Source organism: Arthrobacter sp. KNU-44 (assembly GCF_051843155.1).
GTDB lineage: Bacteria > Actinomycetota > Actinomycetes > Actinomycetales > Micrococcaceae > Arthrobacter.
Genome location: NZ_JBPXNG010000002.1, coordinates 1,743,659 through 1,756,977, shown reverse-complemented (window position 1 = coordinate 1,756,977; position 13,319 = coordinate 1,743,659). Strand labels below are relative to the sequence as shown.

Below are 13,319 nucleotides of genomic sequence, written 5' to 3'. Positions count from 1 at the left end.
AGGCCTCCTTCAGGCTCGTTGGTTAGGTGCGGTCTTCGGGGGCGAAGAGCGGAAGGTAACGACGGAGCCAGTCATTGACGCCCGACACGGCGAGGACGCGGGTAATCAGGGCCGTGATGACCGTGACCACCGCCAGCGCACCATTCAGGACCAGAAACACCCAGCCCGGCAAATCCACCTCGTACGGGCGCAGAACCTCGATGACGGCCACGAATACACCGTTCAGGAGTGGGAACAGTGCCACGGCGGCGGCCAGAACCGTGCGGGCCACAGCCGAGCGTGGGTTCCGCTCCTGAGTGCTGGCAACTGCTGCGTGCGAGCCCATCACTTGCCTCCCTGCCCGCTGAGCCGCTTCGCGATCTCGTCAGCCGTCTTCTTTGCAATGGCGTCAGCGTCGATCACGGCGCCAGTAGCCACGGAGAGCTGCCGGATCTGCTCCGACAGGCCAGCGACGGCGCCAAGAACTACCGCGAAGTTCTGGGGCAGCGCGCCTAGCTCGGTCTCTGGAGTGGTGTGCTGGCCGGGGAGTGGTTTCCAGTCCGGGCCAAGGCGTGGGATCCATGAGCGCAGGATGGTCTTTCCGGCGCCGGTGACGGAGGCGATGCGCCACCAAATGTCGTTGAGTTTCTTCTGATTGTTTGGGATATCGATGTCGGTATCCGGCAGGAAATCAGGCATGGTCTTTCTCCTTACGGAAGCGGAAGGCTGAGGTCGATGAAGAACTGCTGGTCAGGCGTGTAGGTGGAAGCAGGCGCATCCTGCGGGATGATGGCTCCTGGTACGGCGAACTCCGGGTTCATCGGGCCGTACAGATACGGGGTCGGGTCTACGCGGCCGCGCCAGCCGTCGTTTTGGTCGACGTTGCCGACGGGGATAGCCCCGAGGTGCAGGTGCGGGGCGGTCGCGGCGCCCGTCGCGCCGGACAATCCGATGACCTGCCCCACTTTCACGCGCTGGCCGGCGAAGACGTTCTGTTGGGACAGGTGCAGATACTCAAACCGCATGCCCAGCTCGTCATTGCGCAACAAAATCGTGTTGCCGCCGCCAGTGAGCAGCGGATGGTTGTTACCTGGGCCGACGTACTCGATCACGCCGTCACAGACGGCCTCAACCGGGTCGCCCTCGAAGCATCCGTAATCGATGCCGTTGTGGCCGTTCCAGCCGAGCGAGCGATAGAAGCCGTTCGGGTAGAGGGTGCCGTTGAAGTTGTAAAACTCCTGCGCCCAATCCTGCGTGACCGGTCGGGAAGTCGGGAGTGTGAATGTCACCATGACGAATCCTTCCTAAGGCTTGAAGATGAAGAACGCCGAGATGACTCCCAAGATGACTGCGCCGATGACGATCCGGGCCGCCCAAAGCTGCCATGATTCAAGCTCGCTAATCCGGCGCGTAGCCTCCGCAATCGCCTGCTCCCGCTGAGCGATGGCCGCGTCAAGCTTGTCTTGCCATTGCTTCTCAATGCGCAGCACATCGGGCCACTGAGGGTACTTGTCCAACTTCTCCGTGAGCTTTTCCACTGACTGCACAAGCCCGGCCAAAGTCCGGGATACTTCGCCCAAAGTCACCTCTTCGGTTGGCGGCATCCCTACACCACCGATACTGTCGTGCTGATCTGGACGATCTTCCCGGCATTGCCGGCGCCGATCTGCACATGGTTCGGGCCGATCCAAAACATGCCAAGACGCTGGTAAGAGTCCGTGGCGCCAGCAACCATGGTCGGTGTCGTGGGTAGCAAGCTCGCGGGCAGGCTCGCCACAAGCCAGTCAGGGGCAGGATTGGCCGATCCTGTGTAGCGGGCATCGACGGAGACCTGCACAAACTTGCCGCGGCCGACACTGCGCGCCCGTGACGTGAAGTTCGGGCTATTGATCCAACCGGTCCCCAGCGTCAGGTTGACCCACGGTCCAGAGCCGTCTTCATTGACCCAGCCGGGCATTTCGTTGGCCATGAGTTCGTAGGACCAGCGGTTGCCGTTGATCTTGACGGAGGCGCCGAGGCTGGCGAGGTAGCCGAGCGCGAGTTCGTCCTTTGCGATCATGCCGCCGTTGCCGGCCCAGCATCGCAGGTCAATGATCGACTCCGGCGCGCTGAGTCCGGCCTTCCATTTGACCAGCGCGAGCGGCTGATCGTCCTCGACGCCGGGGCCGACCTTGCGGGCTGCCGGAATCGCAGGTGTGTCGCCGCCGGGGATGGCCACCAAAGTGGACGGCCCGCCGGCGGCTGGCTGCCAATTCCTGCGGGCCACAATCAAGTCGTAGCGGATCCCAGAGACGATGGTCCCGCACTGCACTACCTGATCCGTGGCCGCCTCATCCGTGACACCCCAACCGTGGGCCTTGCCCTTGGTCACGATCACCGCGTACGGGATCGATGGGTGAGGCTTCACCTTGAAATCTTCGGCACCGTACACGCCGTAATCGGGCGCCCCGGCACAGTTCTTCGCACGGTCAGTCTCAGTCACCGGGCCGTCGTAAAAGACACTGGTCAAAGCCATTAGCGGGCCTTCCTGTCTGCGTTGTCGCGCTGCAAAGCGCGGATTCTCTTGGCCAAGGCCGTATCGGGATCGTCGGTTCGTTCACCCACGACGGGCGTGGCCCTGTCGCCGTCCTTGTCCCAGGACAGGCGGGCTTCCCGGAGCACGTCGGTGAACGCTTGGCCGCGGATCATTGCCGTCACCCGGTCGCCCACGCGCAGCCCGTCCCCGCCGTAACGGAAGTGCTTTGTCTCGGACAGCTCAAGCGACAGCCCGGCCAGCGGTGCGCCTTCCGCGAGGACTTCCTTGGCGCGGTCCGCGTAGACATCGCCGGAGGATGAGTCGCGGGCGTCCTGCAAGACCTCGATGATGTCGTTCCAATCGGTCTCGCGCGTTGGTTCGGAGAAGCCTTTGAACTCGCGCTCCACGCCCTCACCTTGGCCGCCGACAACCACTCGGGTCACGGCCGGCGCGGCCAGCGAGTACGTGCCACCGATGACCGTCCCGTTCTCCGGTGAGAGGTGGTGGGCGTAGTCCCGGGGCGTGTAGCAGTCCAGCAGCAGGCCGTTGCCTTGTTGCCGGACGGTCACCCCGACCCCAGCTTGGTCCACCGCTGGGAAGAGCCGGTCATAGGCCGGGTGGAAGCGGAACGTGTACTTCCCGGATGCTCCGCGCTCAAGCGACGGCGCCACGGTCAGCGGGTAACCGAGCCGGGTTGCGGCCTCAGCCATCACCGTCTTCACGACAGTCTCAGCCGGGCCGGTAATCGACCGGTACGCGACGTCTTGGCCCGTCAGAGGGGCCGTGGGCTTCGGCCATGCCAGCCAGTTGTTGAGGATCCTGAAATCATCCTCGACCGTGAACGTCAGCGTGGCCGCCGTCGTGAACTGGCCGCCGGCCAACCTGACGGGCCCGGACATCTGAAACTCGCCGTGCCGGTAAATCATCACCCGGGCGGCAGGCTCCATCAGTTCCGATGCCCGCCGGTGGTCCGCTTCGATCGTGAACGTCGCCGTGGATCGCACGTTGTGCCGGATGGTCGGCTTCAAATCGAGCGGCCGCCCAACCCAGCCCCGAAACTCCCAGCCCTTGTACACAACGATCTCGTAGGGAATCTCGGAAGCCACTACCAAGCCCTCCGATACCGGTTCTGCACCTCGGCAATCACACTGCCAGTGCCAGTCATTTGGATGGTCAGCGGGCGGTCCTGCCCGCGGGGAATCGCGACGAACGCCGACGCCGGGTCAAGCTCCGGCGTGCGGTCCAATGGCGACAGGATCGATTTCGTTGCTTCATCCCATTGCCCGTACCAGAGCACCTGGCCGTTGACCGGATCAGTGTCCAGCTGCACCGCGTAGCCGGCCGGGATTTCAAACGGGACGATGATGTCGTTGCCGCCGACACCGAATGAGACGGCCGCGGTGTGCCCGACAACCGTCCACACCGGATACGCGGGTACGTCGCCGTCGTTCGTGAACGTCGCCGAACCGAGCGCCCCACCCGCCGAGAGGTAGTAGATGGCATCAGCCGGATAACCGTAGGTAACCCGGTCCGCCTCGGTGATGTAGTAGTTCCGCATGTCGCCCTGCGCCCACGACTTCACGACCTTCTCACCAAGCCAGTAAGGCTTATCAGCCAAGAGGTTGATGCCGTACTTTGCCCAGCCGCGCTGGATCGTGTCATGGGTCAGTTCGTCATCTGCACTGACGAGCCGCAGACCGAGCGTGCGCCGATCACCGTTCGGCAATTTCGCCGTCCACGTGCCTTCGAGGTCAGGGTCGAGACTGCGCCAGAAAGCACGGTCCCGCTCCATGAACTCTGCAGAGCTCTTATCCGAGTAGAGGTATAGCGGCCAGAAAGCGTCCCGGTCCTTGGTGGACGTGCCAAGATGCCGTGAGCCTGCCACTGATGGCGAGGAACTGGATTGCCGTTCAAACGACGGCATTTGCAGGCCGCGCACCCCCGGCCGCAGGAACAATCCTGCGGCCGGGTTGGTGAGCTCCCATTCGCTGCCATCCCAGCCCGTCCATGAGAGGCCAATGCCCCGCCATGGATTCGCCGGAGGTGCTGGCGGCCTGTACGGGGCGGCGTAAACGATACCCACTATGTGACCTCCTAGATCCCGAAGGCGGCGAAAGTATCCCGCCGCTTCGTCTCGATACGGTTGGCAACCTCATCCGGATCCCAACCGACGTTGCCCTTGAAGATCACGTCCCCACGGCCGCCGGCGCTTTCGCTCCGGAGAGTCGCGAGCCGGTGAATATCGGCCCACTGCTGCGGGTTGAGGATCGCCTCAGGCTGGCCCGTCCGGTTGACGACCTGCGAGACGCCCGGAGGCAGGATGCCCCCTAGGTCGTACAGTGCGGGATCTCCGATCGCGGAGCCTTTGCCGCCGCCGGTAATGACATCCGCGACAGTGCTGAACAGCTTCTTGCCGATGCCGATGGCAATGTCAGCCATGATGCCCGCCGCCGGGAACGCCGACTTGAACTGCGAGAGCAGCCCGTCGATTATCCCGGCGAACGGGTTGAAGCCGCCGCCCGAAGGAATCCCGGCCCCGCCCAGGTAACCGTGCGGGTCGACGTCGTTGGGCCAGCCGCCAGCGAACGTGCCGAAGTGCAGGTGAGGCCCGGACGTGATGCCCGTATTGCCCGACAGCGCAATCTGCTGCCCGGCCCGAACCATCTCGCCGACCCTCACAGCCATGGAGGACAGGTGAGCGAACCACGTCTGGATGCCTGAACCGCCGTCGACGTGGACCTCGTTGCCGCCCCAAACACCCGGCGCCGCAACGCCAGGACCAGACCAGCTGACCCGGCCGTTCTCCGTCGCGAACACCGGAGTGCCCACCGAAGCCGCAAGGTCAATGCCCTTGTGGACCCGGTTATAGCCCTGCGTCTCGACCATCTGCTTGAGCGGACTCACGAACCCGCCGTTCATGTAACCGGCCAGCGAGTCCGCCAAGGCGTACAGGTTCCGCACACCAGCGCGGCGGGTCTGTTCCTTGGTGAACACGAACTCGCCGCCGTGAACGATGCCCGCAGGCTCGTCCTTGCCGCCGTTGCCCGTATAGCCGCCGTTCATGAAGCCCTTGGGGAGCGCCACACGCGGCAGCTTGTCCACGCCCGGCAGGATCCCGGCAATGGTGTTGAACGCGCCGATCAGTCCATCATTGATGACCGTGTCCACGACGAACCGGACAGGGGCCTTCGCGATTTCCTGTAGTCCATCCCAGAATTTCTTGATGAACGAGACGCCGTCCTCGAAGGCCTTCGGAATGGTCTTCGTGATGAAGTCCGCGAGGGTATCGAACACCGGCTTGATGACGTTTTCCCAGACCCACTTGATCGCCGAACCGATGTTGTCGAACGCCGGCTTGATGATCGTCTCGTACAGCCACTTCACAGCCGGGCCGAGGATGTTCTGGAAGAAGTACACCCACGTGTCGATCGTGGGCTTGATGACGTTCAGCCAGACCCAATTGATCGCCTGACCGATTGCGTCAAAAACGGGCTTGATGACGTTGTTGTAGAGCCACGTGAAAGCCGCTGGGAGGATCGTTCCGAACCACAGGTTCCAGGCGTCCACCACCGGCCGGATCACGTTGTCGGAGACCCACGAAATAGCCGCGCCAATGGCATCGAAAACCGGCTTGATAATCGCGTCGTGGAACCACGTAAACACGGCCGCAAGGACGTCCCGGACGAAACCGATGGCGCCATTGAAAATCGAGACAGCCGAATTCCACCAGTCAGCGATGGTCGAACCGATCCCTTGGAAAACCGGGACCATGACGTTGTTCCACCACCACATGAACAGCGGCGCCAGGATGTTCTGAATGATCGAAACGATCACCTGAAAAATGCCCCGGAACAGCAGATAGAACCCGCCGATTACCACTGCGGCGCTGTCAAAGACCGGCTTGAGGATGTTCGTATACAGCCAGCTGAAAATCGCGCCGACGAGGCCTACTGCGAAAGAAATTCCGTCGAAAATCGGCTTGATGACCGACTCGTAGACCCACGAAATTACGGCGGCGATTCCGTCGATGGCTGGTTTGATCCAGTCCGTCCACAGGTACGTGAAAAAGTCGCCTACGGCTTGGATGGCGGACTGCCATGCCGGTACGGCCGTGCCGGTAAACCAGTCGACCACCGCGGCAATGGCACCTTGCACCCACTGGAAGGCCGTCGAAACGGTATCCGAGATCCACTTCATGGCGGCATCGACGCCGGCCCGGAACCAATCGAGGTTGTTGTAGGCCCATATGAAGCCAGCAACCAAGGCCGCAACGATCGCTATGATCAGGCCGACCCAGCCCAAGGAAATGAGCCATGCGGCAGCGATCTTCACCGCTTGGATGGTCGCCTGCGTCCCCATAAGAACCCAGCCGGCGATCATGGTCGTGACTGCCCACGAGTGAGCGAAGGCCGCCTTGATGGCCTCGGCCTTCGTGATCCCCCATGCGATTTTCTGCTGAATAGCGGACTTCATCGCCTCCACGCCGAGTGCAACCCAGTGCGGGATCAGGGAGACAACGATCAGCCCAGCGATGATGCCGATGGGCTCGCGCATGTCCCAAAGGAACTTGGCCACGTCGGCCCCTGTCGAGATGACCTTGCCGAGCGCGTCAGGAATCTTTAGGACCATGTCGCGGACAGTCAGAAGGAAGTCAACGAAACGGGAATCCTCTTCCCAACCGAACGCCTGCCGAAGCTTCCCCGTGTAGTCGCCCCCAACGATCAGGTCATAAAGACCCTTCGCGCCGTCGCGGACCTTCAGAAGGAAATCGACCAGCTGAGAATCTTCCTCGACGTGGAAAATCTCGCGAAACTTGGACGTGAAATTCCCGCCAACAACCAAATCCCAGATCGCCTGCGCGCCGGAAAGGGCCTTATCAAGGAAGGTCCCGATCGCCGCGCCCGCTATCTTCGCGCCTTCCTCAAGAGGCTTCAGCCACGTGATTGCGCCGGCGAAAAAGGCTTGGATCTTCGGGTACACACCGGACAGCAGCGAAGCACCGATACGGCCAACTGAGGCGATGGTGTTCTTGAACGCGCCCCGCAGAGTTTCGCCTGACTTGAGAGCAGCCCCACCGAGACCCTTCTCCATGGCGTTCTGGAAGGTCTCGAAATTGATCTTGCCTTCGGAGGCGAGCTTGACGGTTTCCTCGGCGGACTTGCCGAGCTCCTTGCCGAGCAGCTGAATAATCGGGATACCGGCGTCGTTCAGCTGGGCAATCACGTCGCCCTGGATCTTGTTGGACGCGCTCACCTTGTTGAAGATGGCGCCCATTTCGCCCATGCCGACGCCTGCGATTGTCGCCGCGTCGCCAGTCAGCTTGAGGGTTCTTTCGAGATCCTTGCCTGGCTTCACGCCAGCAGCGACGGCACCAGCGGCGACTTTCGCGGCATCGCCAAGGCCAAAAGCTGTGCCCTTCACGGCGGCCATGGCGTCGTTCATGATGCCCTGCACGGACTCAGCCGAGTGGCCCAGGCCGCTCAGCTTGGCCTTGGCCTCCTCGATTGCCTGGAGCCGTCCAAAGCCCTTCGCGAGGGCCGTACCGAAGGCAGCGCCGACGCTCAGTCCGCCAGCGATGCCAGCAGCCTTCATGGTTCCGGACATGAAGCCGCCAACAGCGCCGGTCAGTTTGCTGCCGAGGCTCTGACCGGCGCTGTCACCAGCACTACTGGCGGCCGCGTCGAGCTCCTTACCAACCTTCTTCTGGAGGTCCTTGAATACCGGAACCACAAGGATGTCGGCGACACCGATCGTGGGCATGTGGCCTCCTATGAAGTTGTCAGATGTCCTCTGGGGAGAATCCGAACTGCTGGACGAACATTTCGGCCCAGTTGCGTTCCGCAGCCGCTACGTGGCGGTCAATCTCGGTGTATGGGGCGGGGAATGGCGTCTCTTCGCCCGGCTTCCCGCCGGCCGCTGCGATGCTGACCTGCCGCAAGCCTTTAACGGCGTGCAGGATCTCGCGCAGCACGGTGATGTTCAGGTCGAACTCTGAAAGTGGCGGCGCCCATGGATCGGCATCGTCCGAGCGTTCAAGCCGCTGCTCCGCCATAATGGCGGCCATTTCGGGATCGTTGGCGATCGCCTCGTTGAGCCTGCATGCGGTGGGCAGGTTATCGATCAGTTCGAGCAGCCCAACCCACCGCTTGGCGACGTACCATTCCGCCAGATCCACGCCGTACTCCCTTAGGAGGTCGGCGCGGATCTGGGGACGGTAGCGGCCAATCAGCTCGCGGAGGCGGCGCCTTCCCCCGGCTTCCCTACCGTCTGCTGGTAGTAGTTCATGACGCGCTCAACGAGGGCGGCGTGAACGCGCATCGGAATCTTCTCTGCCTTGTAAGCCTCGAAGTCCTTCTCGGACAGCCACTTCTCGAGGAAGGCGAAGTCATTCTGACCCGTTTCTTCAAGGTCCTTGAAGAACTCGTTTCCCTCGTCGACAGGCATGTCAAAGAGGTCCGGGAAAGTGATGCGCTTTCCGTTTTTCAGTCCGAGAACGAACGGCTCAGGCTTGGCAACCTCCGCTTCGAGCGCGGCGAGGGTCAGGTTGATGTTCGGCTTATCGTTTGCAGCCATGGTGTTACCTCCGGGTGTGAGGGGTGGAATTACTTGGTGGGTTTGGCGGCGTCGGCTTTGGGAGCCTCGGCCTTCTGTTCGGTGTAGCCGTCGCGGCGAAGCTCAGCGGCTTCGGTAGCGACGTCGGTGTCGACGGCGTGTTTGCCGTCCTTGGAAATGAAGCGGGCCATGTGATCGATTCCTGAGAACGTCGGGTGTGAGGTGGAAACGGTGCGCGTCGCCACACCCGGAGAGCGACGCGCACCGTGCTTGAGGGGACGGGTTAGGTCCCGGCGGTGAAGCCGAGCGCCGTCTTGGCCTTCAGGGCTCCTGTGCCGCCGATGTAGTGCTTCACGGGGACGCCGATCTCGGAATCGGTGAACACGTCGAAGGTGTAGGCCTGCTGCACCGGGTCGCTCGTGCCCCACTTCTGGGAATCCGTCGAGGCGAGCTTCACGGAACCGTAGCCGCGGCCAAGGATCCAGTTGTCGGCGGCCGGACCGTCGTTGCCCAGGATCAGAAGGCGGTACTCCTGCCCAACGGGCAAGTCCGGCTCGTCAAAGACGATCTCACCGGTTGTCGCCGACTGGGTCACCGCCGAAAGGTTGGTTCCGTAGGTCAGTTCGAGCATGTGCTTCCGGCCGGTTTCCAGCGCGGTCATCTTCACCGAACGCGCGACGGTGTCGATGTCGGAGCGGACAGGGCCGGCATAGCCGAGTGCGGACACATCGGTCTTGCTGATGTCGCGGCCGAACTCGAAACCATCCGGGGTGACCATGCCAACCGGCAGGTAGCCCAGCGCCTTGAGGTCGATCAGGGCGCCGCCTACCCCAAAGAGGCTCGCGGGCAGTTCAACGGACTTGGGTGCCAGGAATGCGACGGCCTTCTGGATCTTGCGGATCAGATTCCGGTCGTCGGCTTCCTGCTGAATCGTGGCAAAAGTTGGCATGGCAGATAACCCCTTTCAAGGGCTTGGAGTGTGTTGGTTCCCCTGGCGGGGTCAGATGGGCCGGGAAGTGACCAAGAAGGTCGCGACGGCTTTATTGAGAGTGTCCGACTGGTAGGGGACATCGTCCGGAACGATGTCGGATTCGACCTTGTCCAAGAACCCGGACGGCGTATCGATGTTCTCGCCGCAGATGGCCGCCGTGATGGACTCCAGAACTTCCAAAGCCTGCTGCCCCGGGGCGTAGACCTCGATTGTTCGCCGGTCAACGCGGTCGACGAATCCCCGGTTGCCGCCGCTCCCGTAGATGTGCGCGATAGGAAACGGACCCTTCAGGATTCCGTAATCGTCGGCCGGCAGCCACGTGAAAGCGTGGACAACGACTCCGATGTGCATGGTTCCGTCGATCAGATCGAACAGTGCCGATTTGGTGTCCGGGAAGACCAGAGCATCACTCATTTGCCCCTCGCCTTCATGGACTCAGCGACGCGCAGCAAGATCGCGTCGCGCGTGTCCCGCCAGTCGGCCCGGGACTCGCGCACCACGGCCCCGGCGCGCCGATTGTTGGCCCAGCCAGCCGTGACCGTAGCCGGCGCGGCCTCGTAAGTGCCACGCCCTACAGCTTGAGCGTTCCCAGCCAACCGCTGCGCGGCGGCCAACGATGCTGCAGCCACCGCCGACGACGTTCCCAGATCCTTGAGCCCCGAATCATCCGCAAGGTACGACTTCGAGCCGGGAACTTTGTGCAGGCCCATCAGATCCCCTTTAGCCGAACGACGGTGCCGAGCGGGTAGGTGAACGGGCGCCCGACAATCTGCCAGTTACCAGGCATCAGCGATGTGTTCGGAGTCCGGATGCGGTCAGTTGCGTGGAACTCGAATCCGGGATCCCGAAACAGCACGGCGTCATGATCAACCACGTCAGTGAATCCGACGCCGTCAGCCGAGTGCTGATCGCCGATGAGGCAGCCCGTCGCGGGGAGCTCCTGCACTGGCAACGGATTGCCCTTCGCGTCTCGGCCGCCGCCGCGGAGCACCACAACATCGGTGCGCCACGACTTCGGAAACATGCTCACAATGCCCACGTCAGCCTCCCGGATAGATCGTCCAAGCCTGGCGTCGCTTCGACTTGGCAAGGAGCCGCTTGTCAGCGGCGGTCAAGTAGAGGCTGCCGTCAGGGTTGGCCATCTTGCCGCCCATGGAGAATGGGCCGGCGCCGAACTGGAACGACTCCATGCCCGACGGCGGCGCGTTCTCGTCCTTCGGCTCAAGCGCGCGCTTGACCATGCGGCACACGACAAGGCGCGGCACATCAGCATCAATCAGGCCAGCGACGATGCGGCCGTCGAGATCCGGGTACAGTGCCCGGACTTCAACGGACGCCTCATGAATCTTCTGCTGAGCCTCGGATTCCTTCGCGGCGGGAAGAGCCGACCAGTGCTCCTGGAGGTCTTCCAGCGTCGCGTAGTCGGCCGCCATGGTTAGGCCTTCCGGGGACGGCCGGGGGGTGGAGCCGGTGCGGTGAAGTCGGGGGCGTCGGTCTTCGCGGCGGGGTCGACGTCGTCGCCTTCGTCAGCTTTGCCTTCGCCCTCTTCCTCGCCGTCGGCGTCGCCCTTGTCAGCGTCGTCGGCCAGATCGCCGTCGGCGCCTTCCGGGTTGCTCTCGCCGCCCTCAGCACCACCGGCGGTAAAGTCAGGGGCGTCGGTCTCGACCTCAGGTTCAAGGCAATGCTTGCCGACGAGACCTTCCGCCCACTCGGGCAGCTCGTCACCGGGAGCAAAGTGCACGGGCCCAGACTCAGCGTGAACAAAAACATGTGCGGCAAAAGTCGCCATATTGACTCCTAAAGATTGGGGCCGAACGGCGCCCGGGCTCGAAGCCCAGGCGCCGCCCAGCGGTCAACTAGAGAACCTTGGCCACGAAGGACAGGTTCGCGTTCGCCAGAACGGGAAGGGCGATGGCATCCGAGACAACCTCGGCGATCATCGGGGGCTTCTCGTTCTTGTAGACGCCGACGACGACGCCGGGCTGTTCCGACGGCTCGATGGAGTAGTTCGAATCCATCGAGGTCAGCGTCTGACCCCAGAAGGTTGCGCCCATCTCGGACTGGCCGGACTGCGGATCGACCGGGGCCGGCAGGAACAGCAGCTTGTCATCAGCGATCACACGGCCACCAGAGGTGGAGCGGTCGTAGATGAACAGCTCCGGCAGGCCAGCGGCAGTCAGGAGGCCGCGCACGTCAGCCTCCAGACCGGGGCGGGTAGCGCCGTTCGCCAGCAGCGTCGCGAACTCCTTGCCCGCAGCCAGCGCACGGAACACGCGGCGGGACATCAACATGCAGCCAGGGACCGTGCCGTTGTTCGTCGCGGAGTACACGTCCGACCATGCATTCAGGTCGCTCAGACGCGACACCGCCGGGTCAGACCAGAGCGACGCCGCCGTGACGCTATGGGCGCCGGAGCGCCCAAAGTCGTCATCGGAGATGAAGTTCGTCTGGTTGATCGTGGCCTTGCCCGTGGCCAGCACGGTACCGCGCAAGCGCTCGATACGGTCGGCGACGGCGCGGGCCGCGTTCGAGATCTCCTTGAAGATCGAGTCGCGGATCACCTCATCCGGCGAGTTGCGCAGCAGGAGCTGGTCGTATTCCGAGACCGGGCGGTTCTGGCCGAGGGCGGGCAGGTCAATGGTGACGCGCTGACCCGAGGTGGAACCGGCCAGTTCCGGCTCGGCGTCAAAGGCGCGGAAGGCGGCTTCCTGCACGAAACCGGCCTGCCCCTTGCGGAACCGAACCGAGAGGTCAGAAACCTCAGTATTCGGAATCCAGCGGGCCAGCGAGGCCTTGTTGACTTCGAGGTCGGACAGGGCGGCGCGAGCGTACCCTGTGGCCTCGGCGGGGGTGACGAGATCAGTCCAAAGCATAATCAGTCACTCCTTTCTTAGACGTAGACGATGGTCGTGGCGGACAGCTTGGCGGCCGCGGCGGGCTTGACGAAGACACCCGGGACCTTGGAGGCCACAACGCGGCCGTGGTCCAGCAGCGGGGCGGCAACGTTGGTCTGGCCTTCCACCTGCAGGTCGAACAGGATGTGGCCCGCGAGGATGCCGGGGCCCGTCACGGTGCCCTCCGTGGCGTCGTAGGGGACGAGGACGCCGCCCACCTTGGCCACGGGCTGGCCGGAGCGGAGGTAACCGTCCGGGAAGTGGGTTGCCTTGGTGAAAGCGGCGACGCTGACCGTCTCGGTGCGGGCATTGCCGATGGCATGTCCGGAACCGAGCCAGGTAAGGTTTCCGCTGCCGTAAGTTTCAGTGCGAAGACGAGGCATGGTGG

The 13,319-nt window shown here is 63.2% G+C and carries 19 protein-coding genes; all 19 read right to left on the bottom strand.

Annotation, left to right across the window (positions count from 1 at the left end; all coding sequences use genetic code 11):
* Positions 1-22 precede the first annotated feature (22 nt).
* The 19 genes from ACSVHC_RS09030 to ACSVHC_RS08940 all read right to left on the bottom strand — a co-directional run bounded on the left by ACSVHC_RS09030 (position 23) and on the right by ACSVHC_RS08940 (position 13,314).
* Positions 23-325 (bottom strand): hypothetical protein, encoded by a 303-nt coding sequence (locus ACSVHC_RS09030; protein ID WP_439180866.1) that lies wholly within the window; start codon positions 323-325, stop codon positions 23-25.
* Positions 325-678 (bottom strand): hypothetical protein, encoded by a 354-nt coding sequence (locus ACSVHC_RS09025; RefSeq protein WP_439180865.1) that lies wholly within the window; start codon positions 676-678, stop codon positions 325-327. Before ACSVHC_RS09025 ends, ACSVHC_RS09030 begins: the two co-directional genes overlap by 1 nt.
* Before the next feature lie 11 nt (positions 679-689).
* Positions 690-1,271 (bottom strand): M23 family metallopeptidase, encoded by a 582-nt coding sequence (locus ACSVHC_RS09020; RefSeq protein ID WP_439180864.1) that lies wholly within the window; start codon positions 1,269-1,271, stop codon positions 690-692.
* Positions 1,272-1,283: 12 nt separating this feature from the next.
* Positions 1,284-1,583 carry a hypothetical protein gene (locus ACSVHC_RS09015; RefSeq protein ID WP_439180863.1) on the bottom strand — a complete coding sequence of 100 codons (300 nt, stop codon included), beginning with the start codon at positions 1,581-1,583 and terminating at the stop codon, positions 1,284-1,286.
* A gap of 2 nt (positions 1,584-1,585) precedes the next feature.
* A complete protein-coding gene (locus ACSVHC_RS09010; RefSeq protein ID WP_439180862.1) occupies positions 1,586-2,494 on the bottom strand; it encodes a hypothetical protein in 909 nt (302 codons plus the stop codon).
* Complete coding sequence (locus tag ACSVHC_RS09005; protein WP_439180861.1) at positions 2,494-3,600, bottom strand: Gp37-like protein; 1,107 nt, start codon at positions 3,598-3,600, stop codon at positions 2,494-2,496. The genes ACSVHC_RS09010 and ACSVHC_RS09005 overlap by 1 nt, the downstream gene beginning before the upstream one ends.
* Complete coding sequence (locus ACSVHC_RS09000) at positions 3,600-4,577, bottom strand: phage tail family protein (protein WP_439180860.1); 978 nt, start codon at positions 4,575-4,577, stop codon at positions 3,600-3,602. The genes ACSVHC_RS09005 and ACSVHC_RS09000 overlap by 1 nt, the downstream gene beginning before the upstream one ends.
* Before the next feature lie 11 nt (positions 4,578-4,588).
* Complete coding sequence (locus ACSVHC_RS08995; RefSeq protein ID WP_439180859.1) at positions 4,589-8,254, bottom strand: peptidoglycan DD-metalloendopeptidase family protein; 3,666 nt, start codon at positions 8,252-8,254, stop codon at positions 4,589-4,591.
* Between the two features lie 19 nt (positions 8,255-8,273).
* On the bottom strand, positions 8,274-8,669 hold the full coding sequence (locus tag ACSVHC_RS08990; RefSeq protein ID WP_439180858.1) for a hypothetical protein: 396 nt from the start codon (positions 8,667-8,669) through the stop codon (positions 8,274-8,276).
* Between the two features lie 50 nt (positions 8,670-8,719).
* Positions 8,720-9,067 carry a hypothetical protein gene (locus tag ACSVHC_RS08985; protein WP_439180857.1) on the bottom strand — a complete coding sequence of 116 codons (348 nt, stop codon included), beginning with the start codon at positions 9,065-9,067 and terminating at the stop codon, positions 8,720-8,722.
* A gap of 29 nt (positions 9,068-9,096) precedes the next feature.
* Positions 9,097-9,237, bottom strand: coding sequence for a hypothetical protein (locus ACSVHC_RS08980; protein ID WP_439180856.1), 141 nt, complete (start codon positions 9,235-9,237; stop codon positions 9,097-9,099).
* A gap of 92 nt (positions 9,238-9,329) precedes the next feature.
* The gene (locus tag ACSVHC_RS08975) at positions 9,330-9,995 is read right to left on the bottom strand and encodes a hypothetical protein (protein ID WP_439180855.1); all 666 of its coding nucleotides are present in this window, start codon (positions 9,993-9,995) and stop codon (positions 9,330-9,332) included.
* Positions 9,996-10,046: 51 nt separating this feature from the next.
* Positions 10,047-10,451 carry a hypothetical protein gene (locus tag ACSVHC_RS08970; RefSeq protein ID WP_439180854.1) on the bottom strand — a complete coding sequence of 135 codons (405 nt, stop codon included), beginning with the start codon at positions 10,449-10,451 and terminating at the stop codon, positions 10,047-10,049.
* Positions 10,448-10,747, bottom strand: coding sequence for a hypothetical protein (locus ACSVHC_RS08965; protein ID WP_439180853.1), 300 nt, complete (start codon positions 10,745-10,747; stop codon positions 10,448-10,450). Before ACSVHC_RS08965 ends, ACSVHC_RS08970 begins: the two co-directional genes overlap by 4 nt.
* The gene (locus tag ACSVHC_RS08960) at positions 10,747-11,076 is read right to left on the bottom strand and encodes a hypothetical protein (RefSeq protein WP_439180852.1); all 330 of its coding nucleotides are present in this window, start codon (positions 11,074-11,076) and stop codon (positions 10,747-10,749) included. The genes ACSVHC_RS08965 and ACSVHC_RS08960 overlap by 1 nt, the downstream gene beginning before the upstream one ends.
* 1 nt (position 11,077) lies before the next feature.
* Positions 11,078-11,470: a hypothetical protein gene (locus ACSVHC_RS08955; RefSeq protein ID WP_439180851.1), complete on the bottom strand. Its 393-nt coding sequence runs from the start codon at positions 11,468-11,470 to the stop codon at positions 11,078-11,080.
* Positions 11,471-11,472: 2 nt separating this feature from the next.
* The gene (locus tag ACSVHC_RS08950) at positions 11,473-11,778 is read right to left on the bottom strand and encodes a hypothetical protein (protein ID WP_439180850.1); all 306 of its coding nucleotides are present in this window, start codon (positions 11,776-11,778) and stop codon (positions 11,473-11,475) included.
* 115 nt (positions 11,779-11,893) lie between these two features.
* Positions 11,894-12,910: a major capsid protein gene (locus tag ACSVHC_RS08945; RefSeq protein WP_439180849.1), complete on the bottom strand. Its 1,017-nt coding sequence runs from the start codon at positions 12,908-12,910 to the stop codon at positions 11,894-11,896.
* Between the two features lie 17 nt (positions 12,911-12,927).
* Positions 12,928-13,314 carry a hypothetical protein gene (locus ACSVHC_RS08940; protein ID WP_439180848.1) on the bottom strand — a complete coding sequence of 129 codons (387 nt, stop codon included), beginning with the start codon at positions 13,312-13,314 and terminating at the stop codon, positions 12,928-12,930.
* Between the last annotated feature and the right edge of the window lie 5 nt (positions 13,315-13,319).